Here is an 18,970-nt window from a genome sequence, read left to right on the forward strand (position 1 = left end):
ACCCCGCCCGGCGGCGGAGTCGATAGCCTGGGGCGACGAACGAGGGGACACCGATGGTCGTCAGCATCAGGGACGTCGCGGCGGCGGCAGCCGTCTCGGTCGGCACCGTGTCCAACGTGCTCAATCGGCCCGCGAAAGTGGCGCCGGCCACCGTCGAGCGCGTGCAGCGGGCGATCGACGATCTCGGGTTCGTGCGCAACGACGCCGCCCGCCAGCTGCGCGTGGGTCGCAGCCGCAGCATCGGCCTGGTCGTCCTGGATGCCGGCAACCCCTTCTTCGCCGACGTCGCCCGCGGCGCCGAGGCGCGCGCCGATGAGGCGGACATGGCCGTGCTGCTCGGAAACGCCGACGAGGACGCGGCGCGCGAGGCGCGTTACCTCGAGCTGTTCCTGGAGCAGCGGGTCAACGGCGTGCTGATCACCCCGGCGGACGACGACACCCGGCGACTGACGCGTCTGCGCGATGCGGGCACGCCGGTGATTCTCGTCGACCGTGAGATCCCCGGATCCGGGTTCTCGTCCGTCTCCGTCGACGACATCGAGGGCGGCTTCCTCGCGGCATCCCATCTGCTCGCCGGCGGCAGGCGCCGCCTCATGTTCCTCGGCGGCCCGCAGTCGATCCGGCAGGTGGCCGATCGCCTGGCGGGCGCGCGCCGCGCCGTCGACGCCGTCGACGGCGCCACGCTGCAGGTCGTGGAGATGCCCGCCCTCACCGTGCTGCACGGCCGTGCCGCGGGGCTGGAGGTGCTCGAACGTGCGGCCGCCGAGCGGCCCGACGCGATCTTCGCCGCGAACGACCTGCTCGCCGTCGGCGCCATCCAGGCGCTGTCGATCCTGTCGGGGGTGCGCATCCCCGACGACATCGCGCTGATCGGCTACGACGACATCGACTTCGCCGCCTCGACGATCGTGCCGCTGAGTTCCATCCGTCAGCCCGCGACCCTCATCGGGTACACGGCGGTCGATCTGCTGCTGGCCGAGCTCGACGACCCGCACGGCGACCACGATCGCAACGTGCGCTTCCAGCCGGAGCTGGTCGTGCGCGAGTCCACGAGCGGCTGAACGAGACCGAAAGGCATCCCATGCGACAGACGAGCCTCGGCTCCACCGGCCTCACGGTCGGCGAGCTCACCCTGGGCGCCTCCGCCCTCGGCCAGGGGACGGCGCCCGGATCCCCCGAAGAGGCCCGGGCGGTCGAAGCCGCCGAGGCGTTCCTCGTCGGCCCGGTGCCCCTCATCGACACCTCGAACAACTACGGCGACGGCCGCTCCGAGGCCGTGCTCGGTCTCGCGCTCGCGGCCGTCGGCTCCCGCGCGACGGCCCGCATCGCGACCAAGGTCGACCGCGATCCGCACACCGGCGCCTTCGACCGCGACCGCGTGCTGCGCTCGTACGACGAGAGCCTCACCCGGCTCGGGCTCGACCGCGTCGGCATCCTGCACTTCCACGACCCCTACAGCGTCACCTTCGCCGAGGCGACCGCACCCGGGGGTGCGGTGTCGGCGCTGCAGGAGTTGCGCGATGCCGGAGCGGTGGATGCCATCGGCATCGCGGCCGGTCCGATCCCGATGATGACCCAGTACGTCGAGACCGGGCTGTTCGACGTCGTGCTCTCCCACAACCGGTACACGCTGGTCGACCGCACCGCCGAGCCGCTGTTCGCCGCCGCGCGGCGCCTGGGCATGGGGGTGTTCAACGCGGCGCCCTTCGGCGCCGGCATCCTCGCCAAGGGCGCCGACTCCCGCGCGACGTACGGCTACGTCGACGCCCCGCCGGAGCTCATCGCGTGGATCGCGCGCGCCGAGCAGGTGTGCGCCGACCACGGCGTGCCGTTGGCCGCCGCGGCGCTGCACTTCTCGCTGCGCAGCGACCTCATCGACTCCACGATCGTGGGGATCTCCTCGATCCCGCGGCTCGAGCAGCTGCTCGACCTGCACGCCGTGGCGGTGCCCGAGGCGCTGTGGCCCGAGCTGGAGGCGTTGGGCCCTGCGCCGAGTCCGCTCGCCGACGACGCCGACGGCTGAGCCTGCCGGGCGAGCCTGCCGGGGCAGCGCCTGCGCACCTGGATAGTCTGCGGACGTGACTGACACCCCCCGCCCCGCCATCGGGGTCATGCTGCCCCGCAACACCGACTCCACGCGCGTGCGGGAGTTCGCCCAGCGCGCCGAGCGGCTCGGCTTCGATGAGCTGTGGGTCGTCGAAGACCTCGGATTCCGCGGCGGCATCGCGCAGGCGGGCGCCGTACTCGGGTGGACCGAGCGCATCCGGGTGGGCATCGGCATCCTCCCCGCCGGGGCGCGCAACGCCGCCTTCGCGGCCATGGAGCTCGCGACCCTCGCCCAGCTCTTCCCCGGCCGCGTCGACGCGGGGATCGGCCACGGCATGCCCGACTGGATGCGCTCGGTCGGGGCGTGGACCGACCGGCCGCTGCGCACGCTCGACGCCCACGTGAGCGCGGTGCGTGCGCTGCTGCGCGGCGATGAGATCACCGAAGGGGTGCGACTGGATGCCACGAGCGTGCCGGCCACCCCGCCCCCGCTGCTGCTGGGCGTGCGCGGACCCCGCTCGCTCGCGCTGTCGGGCCGCATCGCCGACGGCACGGTGCTGGCCGAACCCGTGACGCCCGAGTACGCCCGCGCCGCCGTTGCGAGCATCGCGGCGACGGGCGACCACCGCCTGATCGCGTACAACGTGGGTTCGGTCGGACCGGATGCGGCGGCGGCGCTCGCCGCGGTGCGCCCCGCGCTGGCGTGGATCGGGGAGCCCGACTGGGCGCCGCACATCGACCCGCTGCCGTTCGCGGCGGAGTTCGCCCAGCTGCGTGCCCGCAGCGCCTCGCGCGAGGACTTCGTCCGCGATCTGCCCGACGAGTGGGTCGCGCAGCTCGCGCTGGCCGGCACCCCCGCCCAGGTGCGGGCGCGCATCGACGCGCTCGCCGCCGCCGGCGTGCACAGCTCGGTGTTCGCCCCGATCGGCGACCCCGTCGCCGCGCTGGACTCTCTCGCAACCGTCCTCTAGCCCCGCTGCCGAGTGAGCATTCGTCGCGCCGAGTGAGTATTCGTCGCGCCGAGTGAGCATTGAGGACGAATACTCACTCGCGGTCTCGAATGCTCACTCGCGGCCTCGAATGCTCACTCGGCGGGTTATGTTGTGGGGGACGCGAAACGCGAGGGGGCGGCGATGGCACGCAACTGGGCAGGGACCTACACCTACCGCGCGCCGCGCATCGCGGTGGCCGAGAGCATCGACGACGTGCGGCGCCTCGTCGCCGCCGGCGGCCCGGTGCACGCCCTCGGCACGCGGCACTCCTTCACCGACCTCCCCGACACCGACGGCACGCTCATCGACGTGACGCGCATCGACCCCGCCTTCCGGCTCGACGAGGATGCCGCCACCGTCACCGTCGGTGCGGGCACCCGCTACGGCGAGCTGGCGGTGTGGCTCGAGGACCGCGGCTGGGCGCTGGGCAACCTCGGCTCCCTGCCGCACATCAACGTCGGCGGCGCCACCGCCACCGGCACCCACGGGTCGGGCGACCGCAACGGCGTGCTGTCGGCCGCGGTGCGGGGGCTGCACTACGTCGGTGCCGACGGCGACATGCACGAGGTGCGCCGCGGTGACGCCGACTTCCCCGCGCTCGCGGTGGGGCTCGGCGCGTTCGGCATCGTCGTGTCGCTCACCCTCGACGTGCAGCCGACCTTCCGCATGCGGCAGGACATCTACACCGGCATCTCGTGGTCGGCAGCCCTCGCCGGCTACGACGAGCTGACCGCCGCCGGGTACAGCGTCTCGCTCTTCACCCGCTGGGAGGACGACTCCATCGGACACGCCTGGGTGAAGACACGACTGGATGCCGATGACGACCCGGTCGCCGACACCCTGCTCGACGGGGTGCGGGCCGTGGGCGGGGAGTCACCCCTGAGCGGAGCCGACAACGTCACCGAACTCGCCGGCGTCCCCGGGTCCTGGCTGGCGCGGCTGCCGCACTTCCGTCTCGACGCCGAGCCGTCGTTCGGCGACGAGATCCAGAGCGAGTACTTCGTCGACCGCGCCGATGCGCCGGCGGCGCTGCGCGCCGTGCGGGAGCTGGGCGACGGCATCCGCCCGCATCTCATCGTGAGCGAACTGCGCACGGCCGCCGCCGACGAGCTGTGGCTGAGCGCGGCCTACCGCCGTGACGTCGTCGCCATCCACTTCACGTGGCACAACCACCCCGACCAGGTCGCGGCACTGCTGCCGACGATCGAGGCGGCGCTCGCGCCCTTCGGCGCCCGGCCGCACTGGGGGAAGGCGCACCGGTTCGACCGTGCCGCGATGGCGCGGGTGCACCCGAGGCTGGCCGATGCCCGCGCCGTCTACGAGCGGCTCGACCCGCACGGCCGCTTCGTCAACGACCACCTGGTGCGCGTCGGGGTGCGCGAACCCCGCTGACCCGCGAACCCCGGTGACCCGCAACCCCGCTGACCTGCGGCCGACTCGGATCAGACCGCGCGCTTGCGCATCCGCTCGCGCTCGTCGTCGGGCAGCCGGATCGGCGTCGTCGAGGCGAGTTCGTCGGAGAACGCCTCCGGCGGCACGACCGCGAGGGGCCGCGTCTCGCCGACGGTGAGGTGGAAGCGGCGCGACTCGGTGCGCGACACCCGGCCGGATGCCAGCAGCCAGACCGCGCCCACGGCGAACGCGACGAAGGCGGCGATGGCGCCCAGCAGAATCGCCGCACGCGGGCCGTACGCGTCGGCCACCCAGCCCACGATGGGCGCGCCCAAGGGCGTCCCGCCCATCAGGATCGCCATGTACAGCGCCAGCACTCGGCCGCGCAGGGCCGGGTCCGTCGTCGTCTGCACGTAGCCGTTGGCGGTGGTGAGGGTGGTCACGACCGCGAAGCCGGTGAGCATGAGCGTGAGGGCATACAGCCAGTAGTTCGGCATGAAGGCCGAGACCGTCGCCGCGACGGCGAACATGAGCGTGCCGAGGATCACCATGCGGATGCGCGCGCGGTCGCGGCGGGCGGCCATGAGCGCGCCGATGAGCGAACCGATGGCGAGGATCGAGCTGAGCAGGCCGTACCCGTCGGCCTCCTGCCCGAATTCCAGCGCCATGGTCGAGGCGAAGATGGGGAAGTTCATGCCGAAGGCGCCGAGGAGGAACACCATCGCGAAGGCGACCATGAGGTCGGGGCGCTTGCCGACATAGCGGAAGCCGTCGGCCAGACGAGCGGCGCCCGGGGCGTGCACGCGGGGGATGAGCTGGTCGGTGCGGATCAGCATGAGCGCGACGATCATCGCGATGAAGGTGACCGCGTTGACCAGGAACACCCAGCCGGTGCCGACGGCGACGATCACCACACCCGCCACGGCCGGACCGATCATGCGGGCGCCGTTGAAGGATGCCGCGTTGAGCGCGACCGCGTTGGAGGCATTCTCGCGCGAGACGAGGTCGGAGACGAAGGCCTGTCGCGACGGGTTGTCGAACGCGGAGATGAGGCCCAGCACGATGGCGAACCCGTACATCATCGGCAGCGTCATGATATCGAGCAGCAGCAGCACACCGATGATGACGCCCACGATCAGCAGCAGGCTCTGGGTGAGCATCAGCAACTTGCGCCGATCGAAGCGGTCGGCGACCCAGCCGGTGACGCCCACCAGCAGCAGCGGCGGCGCGAACTGCAGCGCCATCGTGATGCCCATGGCGCCGGCGTCGTTGTCGGTCAGCTGCGTGAGCACGACCCAGCTGAGCGCGGTCGCCTGCATCCACGCGCCGATGTTGGACACCAGTGCGCCGATGAACCAGACGCGGTAGTTGAAGACCGAGAAGGAGCGGAACATCGCCGTCATCGTGCGGCCACCTCCCGCATGATCTCCGCGGCCTGGGCGAGCACGGTGCGCTCGGCATCCGTCAGCGATGCCAGGGCGCTCTCGAGCCACGAGTCGCGACGGCGGGTGGTCTCCTCCACGACGGCGCGGCCCTCGCCGGTGAGCGAGATGTTCACCTTGCGGCGGTCGACGGCGTCGGGGGTGCGGGTGATGTAGCCCGATTCCTCGAGGCAGTTCACGGTGCGGTTCATCGACGGGGCCGACACGCGTTCGCGCTCGGCGAGTTCGCCGAGGGTGTGGCCGCCGTGCACGGTGAGAGCGGCGAGCACCGCGAACTGGGCGTCGCTCATGGCGTCGACGGCGCGCTGGGCGCGCAGGCGCCGCGCGAGGCGGAACGTCGCCATCCGCAGGTCGGATGCCGCTGTGGCGAGATCGGGGGACGAGGCGGAGAGGTCTGTTGCAGTCATACGGTTCATTAGCTTAGCTCATTAGTCTTGCTAAGTAAAGTTGGCGGGTGTGTGCCATTGACCAGCGGGCGAGGTGCCCTCTAGGCTCGGGATCGCGACTGGGGAAAGCGCATTCCAACGATTCGAAGGTGAACCGAATGAGAACCCCTGCCCCCCGCACGCCCCGCACATCGCTGCGCTCGCGCACCGTGGCCGTCGCCACGGCGGCGCTCACGGCGACCGCCCTCGTCGTCCCCGTCTCGGCGGCGACGGCGGCGACCCCGGATGCCGCGGCATCCGTCGCCGCACCCCCATCCGCACCCGCCGCCGGCCCCCGCCTCGAAGCGCTCGACCGCGGCGTCGTCGCGGTGCAGACCGGCTCGGGCGTCTTCCTCAGCTGGCGCCTGCTGCAGGGTGAAGCCTTCGGCACCGGTGAGACGGGCCTCGTCGGCACCGACTTCGTCGTCACGCGCGACGGCGAGGCGATCGCGACGGTCACCGACAGCACCAACTTCCTCGACCCCGACGGTACGGCGGCCTCGCGCTACCGAGTGACGCCGGTGCTCGCCGGACGCGAAGGGGAGCCCAGCGCCGAAACCTCGCCGCTCGCCGACAGCCACCTCGACATCCCGCTCACCCGGCCCGCCGACGGCGTGACCCCCGCGGGCGAGGCCTACACCTACTCCGCCAACGACGTCTCGGTCGGCGACGTCGACGGCGACGGTGCCTACGAGTACGTCGTCAAATGGGACCCGTCCAACTCCAAAGACGTCTCGCAGGTCGGCTACACCGGCCCGGTGTTCCTGGACACGTACGAGCTCGACGGGACGCTGCTGAACCGCATCGAACTCGGGGACAACATCCGCGCCGGCGCGCACTACACGCAGTTCCTCGTCTACGACTTCGACGGCGACGGCCGTGCCGAGACGATGCTCAAGACCGCACCGGGCACGAAATCGGTCACCTACGCCGCCGACGGCTCCGTGACAGGCGAGGCGTTCGTCACGATGCCCGCCGACGACATCGTCGCCGGCTACTCCCACGACGACGACTACCGCATGAGCGCCGCCGACTACGAGGAGCACCTGGTGCAGATGTTCCTCGGCTGGGCCGAGCGCGAGGAGGTCGTCTCGGGCCAGTGGCCCGCCACCCTGGAGGAGGCGTTCGGCACCGACGTCACGCACGAGTACCCGCTCTCGCGGGAGAGCGCGGAAGAGCTCGTCGACTACTTCATCGACGTCTACGCGCCCGGCCGATCGGCCCGCAATGTGCTGCGCGCGTTCGAGGGCTTCATCGTCGACGGACCGGAGTACCTCACCGTCTTCGACGGCGCCACCGGTGCCGAGTTGCAGACCGTGCGCTATGAGCCGGGTCGCGGTGACGACGGGCTGCTGTGGGGCGACTACGCGATGAGCCGCATCGAGCCGGGCAACCGCGTGGACCGCTTCCTCTCCGGCGTGGCCTACCTCGACGGCGAGCGGCCGTCGGCGGTGTTCGCCCGCGGCTATTACACCCGCTCCACGGTCGCGACCTATGACTGGGATGGGGAGAACCTCTCGCAGCGCTGGTTCGTCGACAGCGGGCACGTGCCGCTGACGAACCCCTTCAACGACGGCCCGCACGGGCGCGACGGCACCGACCCCGTCTACGGCACGATCACGACGCAGGGCTTCCACAGCCTGTCCGCCGCGGACGTCGACGGCGACGGACGACAGGAGATCGTCTACGGCTCGGCGACCCTCGACGACGACGGCGGGCTGCTGTACTCGTCGTTCGACGTCATGCCCGAGGGCAGCGGTGCGCCGGGCGAGAACACCCGACTCGGCCACGGTGACGCGATGCACGTCGCAGACATCGATCCCGCCCGCCCGGGCCTGGAGATCTTCACCGTGCACGAGGGCGGCGCGTGGGCGCCATACGGCACGGCGCTGCGCGATGCCGCGACCGGCGAGGTGCTCTTCGGCGCCTACTCGGGCCGCGACACCGGCCGCGGCATGATCGGCGACGTGCGCGCCGATGTGCCGGGCATGGAGGTCTGGTCGAGCATGCCGGCCGGCACGGATGCCTCGGGGCTCCTCTCCGCGACGGGCGACGTGCTCGCTCCGACGAATCCCGGCACCAACATGTCGATCCGCTGGGCGGGCGACCTCACCACGCAGATCGTGAACGGCGCGGGGGAGGTCACCCCGACGATCGACGACTGGACGCGGGGCACGCAGCTCACGGCATCCGGAACCCTCACCAACAACGGCACGAAGGGAAATCCCTCGCTCGTCGCGGACGTCTTCGGCGACTGGCGCGAGGAGCTCGTGGTGCGCACGACCGATTCGAGTGCCCTGCGGGTGTACACGTCGACCGAGGTCACCGCGCACAAGCTGTACACGTTGATGCACGACCCGCAGTACCGGGCCGAGATCGCGCGCCAGCAGACGACGTACAACCAGCCGGCCTACACGTCGTTCCACCTCGCCTCCGGGATGGACTTCGCCGCCGTGCCGCTGCGGGCAGCCCCCCAGCCGGTCGCGGCCCCCGGGCTCTCCGTCAGCGGCCGCGACGTCACCGTCACCTGGGAGGCGCCCGCCTTCACGGGCGGGTCCGACATCACGGGGTACGTCGTCACGCTGACGCCGGAAGGGCGCAAGAACGAGCCCCTCGTCACGGAGGTCGCCGCCGACGCCCGCACCGCCACGTTCGCCGGCGTCGCCCCCGGACGCTGGTCCGCCACGGTGGTCGCGGTCAACGCGACGGGCGCCTCGCAGCCCTCGGCGGCGTCGCCCACCGCGACGGTGACGAAGGGGCAGCCGACCCGACTCGTGACCACCGCGAGCGCCTACTGCCTCGGCGGCTCGGTGCGCGTGGGAGTGCTCGCGATCAACGTGGGGGCACCGCGGGCCGACATCACCGTCTCGGTGCTCGGGTCGGAGAAGAGCCGTACCGACGTGCGACGCGGCGGGAGCGTCGCGGAACTGGTCGACAGCGGCACGCGGTCGCTGGCGGCCGGGGTGGCCACCGTGACGGCGACGACCGTCGTCGACGGCGTGCAATACGTCTCGACCTACGAGGCCGCCTACCGCGCGGCATCCTGCCGACGCTGAACGCGCGGGCGGGGGAGGCCGCGGTCTCCCCCGCCCCCGTCGGCGACCTAGACTCATCGGCATGCCCGAGTTCATCGACGCACACGGCATCACGATCGTGTACGACGTGCATCCCGCCCGCTCCGAACCGCGCGGCATCGTGCAGGTGCTGCACGGCGTCGGCGAACACGCCGGCCGCTACGGCGCCCTGATCGACGCGCTCACCGGCGCCGGCTACATCGTGTACGCCGACGACCACCGCGGGCACGGGCGCACCGGCATCCGCCAGTACGGGGGCGATGCGTCCCGGCTCGGGCGCCTCGGCAAGGGCGGGCTGCGGGCGGCGAGGGATGCGGTGTGGCAGCTGACCGAGATCATCCACGACCAGGAGGACTCGGGGCTGCCGCTGGTCCTCTTCGGCCACTCGTGGGGATCGTTGCTCGCGCAGATGCTCGCGAACGAGCATCCCTTCGCCTACGACGGTCTCGTGCTGTCGGGCTCGGGACTGCGCCGGCCGGACTCGCTCAAGGTCGGCAATTACAACGCGCCGTGGGCGACCGCCGACGCGCTGGGGACGGAATGGCTGTCCGCGGATGCGGCGGTGGGTCGTGCCTTCCTCGACGACCCGCTCACGACGTCGGTGCCGCTGGCGAAGCTCTTCGGCGTGCGGGAGGGGCTGCGCCTCTACGGGCTCCCGCGGCGTGATCCCGGGGTCGACCTGCCCGTGCTGCTGCAGGTGGGCCGCGACGACACCGTCGGCGGGCCGCGCAGCGTGCACCGCCTCGCGGACGCGTACCGGCGCCGTTCGGGCTTCACCGACGTGACGACCCTGGTGTACCCCGAGGCCCGCCACGAGATCTACAACGAGGTGGCGCAGGAGCAGGTGCGCGCCGACCTGCTGGCCTGGCTCGCCGCCCGCTTCCCCGCGCGCCCCGCCGCCGCCCCCGAACCGTGAAACAACAACTGACGGCCGAGACGATGGGAAGTTCCCAATGTCTCGGCCGTCAGCTGTAGTCTCAGCGGGCGTCGCGGCGCGGGTCAGCCGTGCGCGCGGCGCGAGCCGCGGCCGCGGCCGGTGCCGGAGCTGGCGCGGATGTCGGCGACCGTGGCGCCGGTGGTCGGACGCGAGGGGCGCTGGGCCGGGCGACCGGATGCCGGTGCCTGACCTGCCGCCGAGCGGGCGCCGCCGCCGGAACGGCCGGAGCCGCCGCGTGCCGCCTGCGACTCGCCGGTGCGGCCGGAGCCGCCGCGTGCCGCCTGCGACTCGCCGGTGCGGCCGGAGCCGTCGCGGCCGGAGCCGCCACCGCGACGCGAGCCGCCGTTGCCGCCGCCGGAACGCTGGCCGCCGTTGCCGCCGCCCGAGCGCTGGCCGCCCCCGCCGCCACCGCGCTGCGGGGTCGAGACGACCGGCGCGGGGGTGACGTGATCGGCCGGCTCGCCGACGAGCACGGAGACCTCGTCGCCGTGGGCGGCGACGGGCTCGAGGGCCGCGGAGACCTGGGCCTTGCGCAGCAGGTCCTTGACCTCGCTGCGCTGGGCGTGCAGGGCCACCGTCACGACGACGCCCTCGGCGCCGGCGCGGGCGGTGCGGCCCGAACGGTGCAGGTACGCCTTGTGCTCCATGGGCGGGTCGACGTGCACGACCAGCTCGACGTCGTCGACGTGCACGCCGCGCGCGGCGACGTCGGTGGCGACGAGCACGCGCACGCCGCCCTTGGCGACATCGGCGCCGAACGCGGCGAGGTTGCGGTCACGGGCGCCCTGCGACAGGTTGCCGTGCAGGTCGACGGCGGGGATGCCGGAGGCCGTGAGCTGCTTGGCGAGCTTCTTGGCCTGGTGCTTGGTGCGGGTGAAGAGGATGCGACGGCCGCGGCCGGAGGCGAGGTGACGCACCAGCGCGGTCTTGTCGTCGGTGCCGGGCACGACGAACACGCGGTGGGTCATCTGGCCCTGGGGGACGCTGGACTCGTCGACCTCGTGACGCACCTCGTCGCGCAGGAACTTGCGCACCAGGGTGTCGACGCCGCGGTCGAGCGTCGCGCTGAACAGCAGGCGCTGACCACCGGCGGGGGTGGCGGCGAGGATGCGGGTGACGCCGGGGAGGAAGCCGAGGTCGGCCATGTGGTCGGCCTCGTCGAGCACCGCGATCTCCACGGCGCTGAGGTCGACGACCTTCTGCTTCATGAGGTCTTCGAGGCGGCCGGGGCACGCCACGACGATGTCGACGCCGCGGGACAGTGCCTGCTCCTGCGGGCGCTGGCTGACGCCACCGAAGATCGTCGTGACGGTGAGGCCCACGGCATCCGCCAGGGGCGCGATGGTCGCGGCGATCTGGGTTGCCAGCTCACGGGTCGGGGCGAGCACGAGGCCGCGGGGGCGACCCGAGCGACGACCGGATGCCGCGGCGCCGGACAGGCGCGCCACCATCGGCAGCGCGAAGGCGATGGTCTTGCCGCTGCCGGTGCGGCCACGGCCGAGCACGTCGCGCCCGGCGAGGGAGTCGGGGAGGGTGTCGCGCTGAATGGCGAACGCCTCGGTCTTGCCGTCAGCGGCGAGGACGGCGGCGAGCTTCTCGGGCACGCCGAGGGAAAGGAAAGTAGACATGTGTGCTTTCGGGCAGGCACACGCAGATCGACAGAGGATCGCGGTGCGGGGGAGGCGACGGCGCGGATTCGCGCATCGGTTCGCCGTTCGAAAAGATGCCGCGATCGGGATCGGGGAGTCGTGACGACGACGTAGTGGCACTGAGGCCACCCGACCAGCCTACCAGCGCAGCGCCGTAGGCTTGACCCATGCACGGTGAGTACAAGGTTCCTGGCGGCAAGCTCGTCGTGGTCGACCTCGAGGTCGACGAGGGGCTGATCACCGATTTCCACCTGGCCGGCGACTTCTTCCTCGAGCCCGACGACGCCCTGGCCGACATCGATGCGGCCGTCACCGGGCTCCCCGTGGAGTCCGACGTCGCCACGATCGCGGCGGCCGTGCGCGGGGCGCTGCCGCCCGGCGCGCAGCTGCTGGGATTCACCCCTGAATCGGTCGGCACCGCCGTGCGGCGGGCGCTGGTGACCGCTCCGGGGTGGCGCGAGTTCGACTGGGAGATCGTGCACGACGGCCCCGTGTCGCCGCAGATGAACCTGGCGCTGGACGAGGTGCTCACCACCCGCGTCGGCGACGGCCGGCGCAACCCGACGCTGCGCCTGTGGGAGTGGAACGAGAATGCCGTCGTGATCGGCTCGTTCCAGTCGTACCGCAACGAGGTCGACCCCGAGGGCGCGGCCCGCCACGGCTTCGACGTCGTGCGGCGCATCTCCGGCGGCGGCGCCATGCTCATGGCGGCGAACTCCATCGTCACCTACTCGCTGTACGTGCCGGCATCCCTGGTCGCCGGCCTCACCTTCGCCGACTCGTACGCCTTCCTCGACGACTGGGTGCTCCAGGCGCTGCGCTCGCTCGGCATCGAGGCCACCTACCAGCCGCTCAACGACATCGCATCGCCGCAGGGCAAGATCGGCGGCGCCGCGCAGAAGCGCCTCGCCAACGGCGGTGTGCTGCACCACGCCACCCTCAGCTACGACATGGACGGCCAGGTGCTCACCGAGGTGCTGCGCATCGGCCGCGAGAAGCTCAGCGACAAGGGGACGACCTCCGCTGCCAAGCGTGTGGATCCGCTCCGCAGCCAGACGGGCCTGCCCCGCGAGCAGATCATCGAGAAGCTGAAGCAGACCTTCGCGAACCTCTACGGCGCGACCGAGGGGCACATCACCGAGGACGAGTACGCCGAAGCAGAGGCGCTCGTGCAGTCGAAGTTCGCCACCGACGCGTGGCTGCACCGCGTTCCGTGAGCGGCGAGCCCGGCGGCGAACCCGGCAGCGTCGAGATCCACCACGGTGACAACCTCGCCGTCGCGCGCACCCTCGCGGCCGGCTCCTTCACCCTCATCTACCTCGACCCGCCCTTCAACACCGGCCGCACGCGCGAGCGCGCCGTCGAGTCGGCTGTCAGAATTCCTGCTGCGGGCGCGGATGCGGCCGGTGGCGGCGCAAAGACGCCGCTCAGCCTGAATTCCGACAGGGATCCGGTGAAGACCGGGTTCCGGGGCCTCGAATACACGCGGCTGCGCGGCGACCTCAGCCGTTACGACGACCGGTTCGAGGACTACTGGGACTTCCTCGAGCCGCGCCTGGCCGAGGCGTGGCGGCTGCTCGCCGACGACGGCACCCTGTATCTTCACCTGGATTACCGCGAGGCGCACTACGCCAAGGTGCTCATGGATGCCCTCGTCGGCCGCGAGCGCTTCCTCAACGAGCTGATCTGGGCCTACGACTACGGCGCGAAGAGCCGCCGCCGCTGGCCCACCAAGCACGACACGATCCTGGTGTACGTCAAGGATCCGCGCGGCTACCACTTCGACTCCACTGCCGTGGACCGCGAGCCCTACATGGCTCCGGGCCTGGTCACGCCCGAGAAGGCGGCGCGCGGCAAGCTCCCCACCGACGTCTGGTGGCACACGATCGTGCCGACGTCCGGGCGGGAGAAGACCGGCTACCCGACGCAGAAGCCCGAGGGCATCCTCCGGCGCATCGTGCAGGCTTCCAGCCGCCCCGGCGACCGCGTGCTCGACCTCTTCGCCGGCAGCGGCACGACCGGCGCCGTCGCCTCCGCCCTCGGGCGCGACGCGGTGCTGGTGGATGCCAACCCCGAGGCGATCGGCATCATGTGCGCCCGGATGCCGCACGCCGTCGTCCACCCCGGATGAGTACCGTCTGAGGCCGCGGCATCCCTAGGCTGGCGTCCATGCGATTCGGACTCTTCATTCCCCAGGGCTGGCGTTTCGACCTGGTCGGCATCGACCCGGTGGATCACTGGACCACCATGCGCACCCTCGCCCAGCAGGCCGACGCCGGCCCCTGGGAGTCACTGTGGGTCTACGACCACTTCCACACCACCCCCGTCGCGAGCGAGGAAGCGACCCACGAGGCGTGGACGCTGATGTCCGCGTTCGCGGCGTCGACCGACCGCATCCGGCTCGGCCAGATGTGCACGTGCATGAGCTACCGCAACCCGGCCTACCTCGCCAAGGTCGCCGCGACCGTCGACGCGATCTCGGGCGGACGCACCGAGATGGGCATCGGCGGCGGCTGGTACGAGCACGAGTGGCGCGCGTACGGCTACGGCTTCCCGCCGATCGCCGAGCGGCTCGGACGCCTGCGCGAGGGCGTGGAGATCATGCACCAGGCGTGGACGACGGGCACCGCGACCCTCGACGGCCGCTACTACACCGCCGACGGCGCCATCGTGCGCCCGCTCCCGCTGCAGCCCGGCGGCATTCCGCTGTGGATCGCCGGGGGCGGCGAGAAGGTGACCCTGAAGATCGCCGCGACCTACGCGTCGTACACGAACTTCGCCGGGTCGATCGAGGAGTTCACCCACAAGTCCGAGGTGCTGCGCGGCCACTGCGACGCCGTCGGCCGCGACTTCGCGGACATCACCCGCTCGTCCAACTTCAACACCGTCATCGCCGACACCGAGGCGGAGGTCGCCGACCGGGTGGCCGCCGTCGTCGCGCGCCTCGCCCCCTTCGTGGGTGCGGAGCGGGCCGGCCACATCGAGCGGGAGTACCGCGAGTCCCCGGGCGTCGGCACGCCCGAGCAGGTCGCCGAGCGGCTCGCCGCCCGCCAGGCCGCGGGCCTCGGATACGCGATCCACTACTTCCCCGAGGCGGCCTACGACCGCTCCGGCATCGAGCTGTTCGAGCGCGAGGTGGTCCCCGCGCTCAGCTGACCAGCGGTCGCGCGCCGGCGTAGCCGTCGGTCACGACGTCGGGGGTGCCGGGCGCGCCCCCGAACACACGCGCCGTCCCGGGGCGGGTCGACCACGGCATCCACCCCGGGTCGCCGTCGCGGAGGTAGGCGACGGCCGAGCCGTGCAGCGCATCGGCGAGCGCCTGCGGCGGGGCGGAGCCTGCCACCGCCGCGACGCGTTCGGCGTCGAGGTGGTCGAACCAGAACGGCACGTCCAGGCAGTGCGTCGCCAAGCCGCTCGCGGGCGAGGGCCACGAGAACCGGTACACCCACGTCGGAGCGGTGGCATCCCGGCGCGCGTCGGCGGCGCGCACCACGACGGAGCGGAACACCCGGTCGGTGACGAACCGGCCGAGCACCGCCGCGGTGCCCCGGCGCCGGAGCGCCCGGTTCGCGGCGAGGTAGGCCCGCCGCATCCTCCGGTCGCGGAGCACGAGCGAGACGGCGACGGATGCCGGCAGCCACCGCAGCGTGTTCTTCATGCCGTCGAGCACGCCGGTGAACTCGTCGTCGGTCGTGCCGAGCACGAGCGGCTTGTCGGCGCCGATGCCCGCGGCCAGGCCTTCCAGCGTCGGCCGGGGCAGCAGTTCGCCGTCGACGAGCGGCCCCCACGGCGGACCTTCGTCCAGGAGCGCCCGCACCGGCGCGAGCCGGCCGGTCGCCTCGGGTCTGCCCGCCGCCTCCTGCAGTGCGTACAGCCGTTCCTCGGGCACCGAGGCGAACCCGTCGCGGGTGGGGGCGACGCCGGCGAGGGCGGCGAGGCGCCGGGCGGCGGCCGCGGCGCGGTCGGGCTGCACGTCGCCGATCGCGGCGGAGAGAGCGAGGGCGCTGTGGAAGAGGTGCTGCGCGGCCGGCATCGACAGCAGCGTCAGCACCGCGCCGCCGCCGGCGGACTGGCCTGCGATCGTGACGCGGCCGGGGTCGCCTCCGAACACCGCGATGTTCTGCTGCACCCATTCGAGGGCGGCCAGCCAGTCGCGCACGCCCCGGTTGGTCGGTGCGCCCTCGATGGCGCCGAAGCCGTCGAACCCGAGCCGGTAGGAGATCGTCACCGTCACGACGCCGTCGCGGTTGAACGCCCGGCCGTCGTACCAGCTGCTGGCGGGGGTGCCCGAGGTGAAGCCGCCGCCGTGGATGTACACCAGCACCGGGAGCAGCCCGGAGGCGTCGGGGCGCGGGGTGAAGACGTCGACGTTGAGCGTCGAGTCGCCCGGCACGACGGGCTCGGGGATGATCGTCATCCCGTCGTCGGTACGGTGCACGGTGGGGCCGTGGGTGGTGGCATCCCGCGTGCCCTCCCAGGGCTCGACGGGCACCGGCGCGGCGAAGCGCAGGGGTCCGACGGGCGGCTGGGCGAAGGGGATGCCGAGGAATGCCGCCGATGCGGCGCCGTCGTGTTCGCGCCACACTCCGCGCACAGCTCCGGATGCGGTGGTCACGACGGGGGGTGCGGTCATGGGTCGAGCGTAAACCGGCCGGGTGCGTGGCCCGAAACGGTGACATATGGTGTGCCCATGACACCGCAGTCACGCCCGTCGGCATCCGATCTCACCCTCCAGGAGAAGGCGTCGCTGACCAGCGGCGCGGACTTCTGGACTACGAAGGCCGTCGCGCGCGTCGGCATCCCCTCGATCATGCTGACCGACGGGCCGCACGGCCTGCGCAAGCAGATCGGCGCCACCGATCACCTCGGCCTCGGGGCGAGCGTGCCGGCGACCTGCTTCCCTCCCGCCGTCGCGCTCGGGTCGTCGTTCGATCCCGAGCTGGTGGAGCGGGTCGGGGCGGCGCTCGGGCTCGAAGCGGCCATCGAGGACGTCGCCGTCGTGCTCGGCCCGGGCATCAACATCAAGCGCTCGCCGCTGTGCGGACGCAACTTCGAGTACTACTCCGAGGACCCGCTGGTGTCGGGGGTGCTCGGGGCGGCGGCGGTGCGCGGCATCCAGTCCCGCGGGGTCGGGGCGTCGCTGAAGCACTTCGCGGCGAACAACCAGGAGACCGACCGGCTGCGCGTGAGCGCCGACATCGACCCGCGGCCGCTGCGGGAGATCTACCTGCGCGGTTTCCACCGCGTCGTCACCGAAGCCCGGCCCTGGACGGTGATGTGCGCGTACAACCGCATCAACGGGGTCTACGCCTCGGAGGATCCGTGGCTGCTCACGCGGGTGCTCCGCGACGAGTGGGGGTTCGACGGACTCGTCGTGTCGGACTGGGGCGCGGTGGAGGACCGCGTGGCCGGGCTCGTCGCGGGGCTGGACCTCGAGATGCCGGCCAGCGGCGGGCGCACCGACGCGCAGCTGGTCGCGGCGGTCGAGGACGGCAGCCTCGACGAGGCGGCGGTGCACCTCGCCGCCTCGCGCGTGATCGACCTGGTTCAGCGGACCGGCCGCCGGCCCGCGGCGCCGGCCGCGCTCGACGTCGACGCCCACCACGCCCTCGCCCGCGAGGCCGCGGGGCGGTCGATCGTGCTGCTGCGCAACGACGGCGCCGTGCTGCCGCTGCGACGGGACGCGTCGCTGGCGGTCATCGGAGCGTTCGCCGCGGAGCCGCGCTACCAGGGCGCCGGGTCATCGCTCATCAACCCCACCCGCCTCGACACCGCCCTGGAGGAGATCCTCGCGCTTGCCGAGGGCGACGTCGTCTACGCGGCCGGCTTCACGGTCGCCGGCGACGCGGCGGCGGCAGCCGGCGACGGGGCGGGCGACGGGGCGGGTGACGTGCCGGATGCCACGGCGCTCGTGGCCGAAGCAGTCGAGGCCGCGGCATCCGTCGAGACCGCCATCGTCTTCCTCGGGCTCCCCGCTGCGGCGGAGTCGGAGGGCTTCGACCGCGAACACATCGACCTGCCCGCCGACCAGCTGGCGCTGCTGGCGGCGGTCGTCGCCGCCAACCCCCGCACCGTCGTCGTGCTCTCCCACGGCGGCGTCGTGGCGCTGCCCTTCCGCGACGACGTCCCGGCGATCGTCGAGGCGTGGCTCCTGGGGCAGGCGGGCGGCGGGGCGACCGCCGACGTGCTGTTCGGCGTCGTGAATCCGTCGGCCAAGCTCACCGAGACGATTCCGCTGCGCCTTGCGGACACCGCCGCGTTCGGCAACTTCCCGGGGGAGTTCGGGCACGTCCGCTACGGCGAGGGCATCCTCGTCGGCTACCGCTGGTTCGACGCCCGCGCGCTGCCGGTGGCGTACCCCTTCGGCCACGGGCTGTCGTACACCTCGTTCGCGTACGGCCCGCCCGCGGCATCCGTCGCCGACGACGTGCTGCGGGTCACCGTGACCGTCACCAACACCGGCGACCGCGCCGGGCGGGAGGTCGTGCAGCTGTACACCGCGGTGCCCGCGTCCACCGTGCCGAGGGCGCCGCGCGAGCTGCGTGCCTTCACCGGGGTGACGCTGGAGCCGGGGGAGACCCGCGAGGTCGAGCTCACCGTGCCGCGCGCCGACCTCGCGCACTGGGACATCCGCAGCGACCGATGGCTCGTCGAGGGCGGTGAGTACCTCGTGGAGGTCGCCGCCTCCAGCCGCGACGTGCGGGGCACCGCCACCGTGTCGATCGTCGGTGACGAGGTGGTGCTGCCGCTGACGATGGCATCGTCGGTGGCCGATCTGCTGACCCACCCCGTCGCAGGTCCCATCGTGCAGGAGGCGATGGGAAGCCTCCTGGGCGGGGCGGGAGCGGGTTCGCTCATGCCCGGCGAGGCGATGCAGAAGATGATGGGCTCGTTCCCGATCGGCCGGCTCGCCGGCTTTCCCGGGCTCCCGGTGACGTTCGAGCAGATCGAGCAGCTCGTGGCCATGGCCAACGGGCCCGGCGCCGCCGACTGAGGACGGGAAAAGAGCGGGC

The 18,970-nt window shown here is 72.5% G+C and carries 14 protein-coding genes; 10 read left to right on the plus strand and 4 right to left on the minus strand.

Annotated features, from left to right (window positions below; translation table 11 throughout):
- The first annotated feature begins 53 nt into the window (after positions 1-53).
- The 4 genes from ACFVR6_RS02440 (at position 54) to ACFVR6_RS02455 (ending at position 4,430) form a co-directional block, all read left to right on the plus strand.
- Positions 54-1,061: a LacI family DNA-binding transcriptional regulator gene (locus ACFVR6_RS02440; RefSeq protein ID WP_386958475.1), complete on the plus strand. Its 1,008-nt coding sequence runs from the start codon at positions 54-56 to the stop codon at positions 1,059-1,061.
- Positions 1,062-1,081: 20 nt separating this feature from the next.
- Positions 1,082-2,023 (plus strand): aldo/keto reductase, encoded by a 942-nt coding sequence (locus ACFVR6_RS02445; RefSeq protein ID WP_386958477.1) that lies wholly within the window; start codon positions 1,082-1,084, stop codon positions 2,021-2,023.
- A gap of 55 nt (positions 2,024-2,078) precedes the next feature.
- Positions 2,079-3,017: an LLM class flavin-dependent oxidoreductase gene (locus ACFVR6_RS02450; RefSeq protein WP_386958479.1), complete on the plus strand. Its 939-nt coding sequence runs from the start codon at positions 2,079-2,081 to the stop codon at positions 3,015-3,017.
- Positions 3,018-3,179: 162 nt separating this feature from the next.
- A complete protein-coding gene (locus tag ACFVR6_RS02455; protein ID WP_386958480.1) occupies positions 3,180-4,430 on the plus strand; it encodes an FAD-binding protein in 1,251 nt (416 codons plus the stop codon).
- 50 nt (positions 4,431-4,480) lie between these two features.
- Here ACFVR6_RS02455 and ACFVR6_RS02460 read toward each other — a convergent pair whose 3' ends face one another.
- Positions 4,481-5,824 carry an MFS transporter gene (locus tag ACFVR6_RS02460; protein WP_386958482.1) on the minus strand — a complete coding sequence of 448 codons (1,344 nt, stop codon included), beginning with the start codon at positions 5,822-5,824 and terminating at the stop codon, positions 4,481-4,483.
- 5 nt (positions 5,825-5,829) lie between these two features.
- Positions 5,830-6,279: a MarR family winged helix-turn-helix transcriptional regulator gene (locus ACFVR6_RS02465; protein WP_386958484.1), complete on the minus strand. Its 450-nt coding sequence runs from the start codon at positions 6,277-6,279 to the stop codon at positions 5,830-5,832.
- Positions 6,280-6,416: 137 nt separating this feature from the next.
- Here ACFVR6_RS02465 and ACFVR6_RS02470 point away from each other — a divergent pair, with 137 nt between their 5' ends.
- Both ACFVR6_RS02470 and ACFVR6_RS02475 read left to right on the plus strand, forming a co-directional pair.
- On the plus strand, positions 6,417-9,353 hold the full coding sequence (locus ACFVR6_RS02470) for a rhamnogalacturonan lyase family protein (RefSeq protein WP_386958486.1): 2,937 nt from the start codon (positions 6,417-6,419) through the stop codon (positions 9,351-9,353).
- Between the two features lie 61 nt (positions 9,354-9,414).
- Positions 9,415-10,287 (plus strand): alpha/beta hydrolase, encoded by an 873-nt coding sequence (locus ACFVR6_RS02475; protein WP_386958488.1) that lies wholly within the window; start codon positions 9,415-9,417, stop codon positions 10,285-10,287.
- An 83-nt stretch (positions 10,288-10,370) separates the two neighbouring features.
- Here ACFVR6_RS02475 and ACFVR6_RS02480 read toward each other — a convergent pair whose 3' ends face one another.
- Positions 10,371-11,936 (minus strand): DEAD/DEAH box helicase, encoded by a 1,566-nt coding sequence (locus tag ACFVR6_RS02480; protein ID WP_386958490.1) that lies wholly within the window; start codon positions 11,934-11,936, stop codon positions 10,371-10,373.
- Between the two features lie 188 nt (positions 11,937-12,124).
- On the opposite strand from ACFVR6_RS02480, the gene ACFVR6_RS02485 reads away from it, so the two are divergent.
- Genes ACFVR6_RS02485 through ACFVR6_RS02495 form a run of 3 tightly spaced genes read left to right on the plus strand, consistent with a single transcriptional unit; the run spans position 12,125 to position 15,113 of the window.
- A complete protein-coding gene (locus ACFVR6_RS02485; protein ID WP_386958492.1) occupies positions 12,125-13,174 on the plus strand; it encodes a lipoate--protein ligase family protein in 1,050 nt (349 codons plus the stop codon).
- A complete protein-coding gene (locus tag ACFVR6_RS02490; protein WP_386958494.1) occupies positions 13,153-14,088 on the plus strand; it encodes a DNA-methyltransferase in 936 nt (311 codons plus the stop codon). The genes ACFVR6_RS02485 and ACFVR6_RS02490 overlap by 22 nt, the downstream gene beginning before the upstream one ends.
- Before the next feature lie 38 nt (positions 14,089-14,126).
- Entirely contained in the window at positions 14,127-15,113 is a 987-nt protein-coding gene (locus ACFVR6_RS02495; RefSeq protein ID WP_386958496.1) for an LLM class F420-dependent oxidoreductase, read from the plus strand.
- Here ACFVR6_RS02495 and ACFVR6_RS02500 read toward each other — a convergent pair.
- A complete protein-coding gene (locus tag ACFVR6_RS02500) occupies positions 15,106-16,590 on the minus strand; it encodes a carboxylesterase/lipase family protein (protein ID WP_386958498.1) in 1,485 nt (494 codons plus the stop codon). The two genes, ACFVR6_RS02495 and ACFVR6_RS02500, sit on opposite strands and share 8 nt — an antisense overlap.
- A 57-nt stretch (positions 16,591-16,647) precedes the next feature.
- Here ACFVR6_RS02500 and ACFVR6_RS02505 point away from each other — a divergent pair, with 57 nt between their 5' ends.
- Entirely contained in the window at positions 16,648-18,951 is a 2,304-nt protein-coding gene (locus tag ACFVR6_RS02505) for a glycoside hydrolase family 3 C-terminal domain-containing protein (RefSeq protein ID WP_386958500.1), read from the plus strand.
- Positions 18,952-18,970 lie beyond the last annotated feature (19 nt).

The organism is Microbacterium sp. NPDC058021 (genome assembly GCF_042885955.1).
Classification (GTDB): domain Bacteria; phylum Actinomycetota; class Actinomycetes; order Actinomycetales; family Microbacteriaceae; genus Microbacterium.

Coding starts and splice junctions, on each gene's coding strand:
- ACFVR6_RS02470 (WP_386958486.1), top strand. CDS start 6,417: ATGAGAACCCCTGCCCCCCGCACGCCCCGCACATCGCTGCGCTCGCGC.
- ACFVR6_RS02455 (WP_386958480.1), top strand. CDS start 3,180: ATGGCACGCAACTGGGCAGGGACCTACACCTACCGCGCGCCGCGCATC.
- ACFVR6_RS02460 (WP_386958482.1), bottom strand. CDS start 5,824: ATGTTCCGCTCCTTCTCGGTCTTCAACTACCGCGTCTGGTTCATCGGC.
- ACFVR6_RS02495 (WP_386958496.1), top strand. CDS start 14,127: ATGCGATTCGGACTCTTCATTCCCCAGGGCTGGCGTTTCGACCTGGTC.
- ACFVR6_RS02440 (WP_386958475.1), top strand. CDS start 54: ATGGTCGTCAGCATCAGGGACGTCGCGGCGGCGGCAGCCGTCTCGGTC.
- ACFVR6_RS02475 (WP_386958488.1), top strand. CDS start 9,415: ATGCCCGAGTTCATCGACGCACACGGCATCACGATCGTGTACGACGTG.
- ACFVR6_RS02500 (WP_386958498.1), bottom strand. CDS start 16,590: ATGACCGCACCCCCCGTCGTGACCACCGCATCCGGAGCTGTGCGCGGA.
- ACFVR6_RS02485 (WP_386958492.1), top strand. CDS start 12,125: ATGCACGGTGAGTACAAGGTTCCTGGCGGCAAGCTCGTCGTGGTCGAC.
- ACFVR6_RS02465 (WP_386958484.1), bottom strand. CDS start 6,279: ATGACTGCAACAGACCTCTCCGCCTCGTCCCCCGATCTCGCCACAGCG.
- ACFVR6_RS02480 (WP_386958490.1), bottom strand. CDS start 11,936: ATGTCTACTTTCCTTTCCCTCGGCGTGCCCGAGAAGCTCGCCGCCGTC.
- ACFVR6_RS02505 (WP_386958500.1), top strand. CDS start 16,648: ATGACACCGCAGTCACGCCCGTCGGCATCCGATCTCACCCTCCAGGAG.
- ACFVR6_RS02445 (WP_386958477.1), top strand. CDS start 1,082: ATGCGACAGACGAGCCTCGGCTCCACCGGCCTCACGGTCGGCGAGCTC.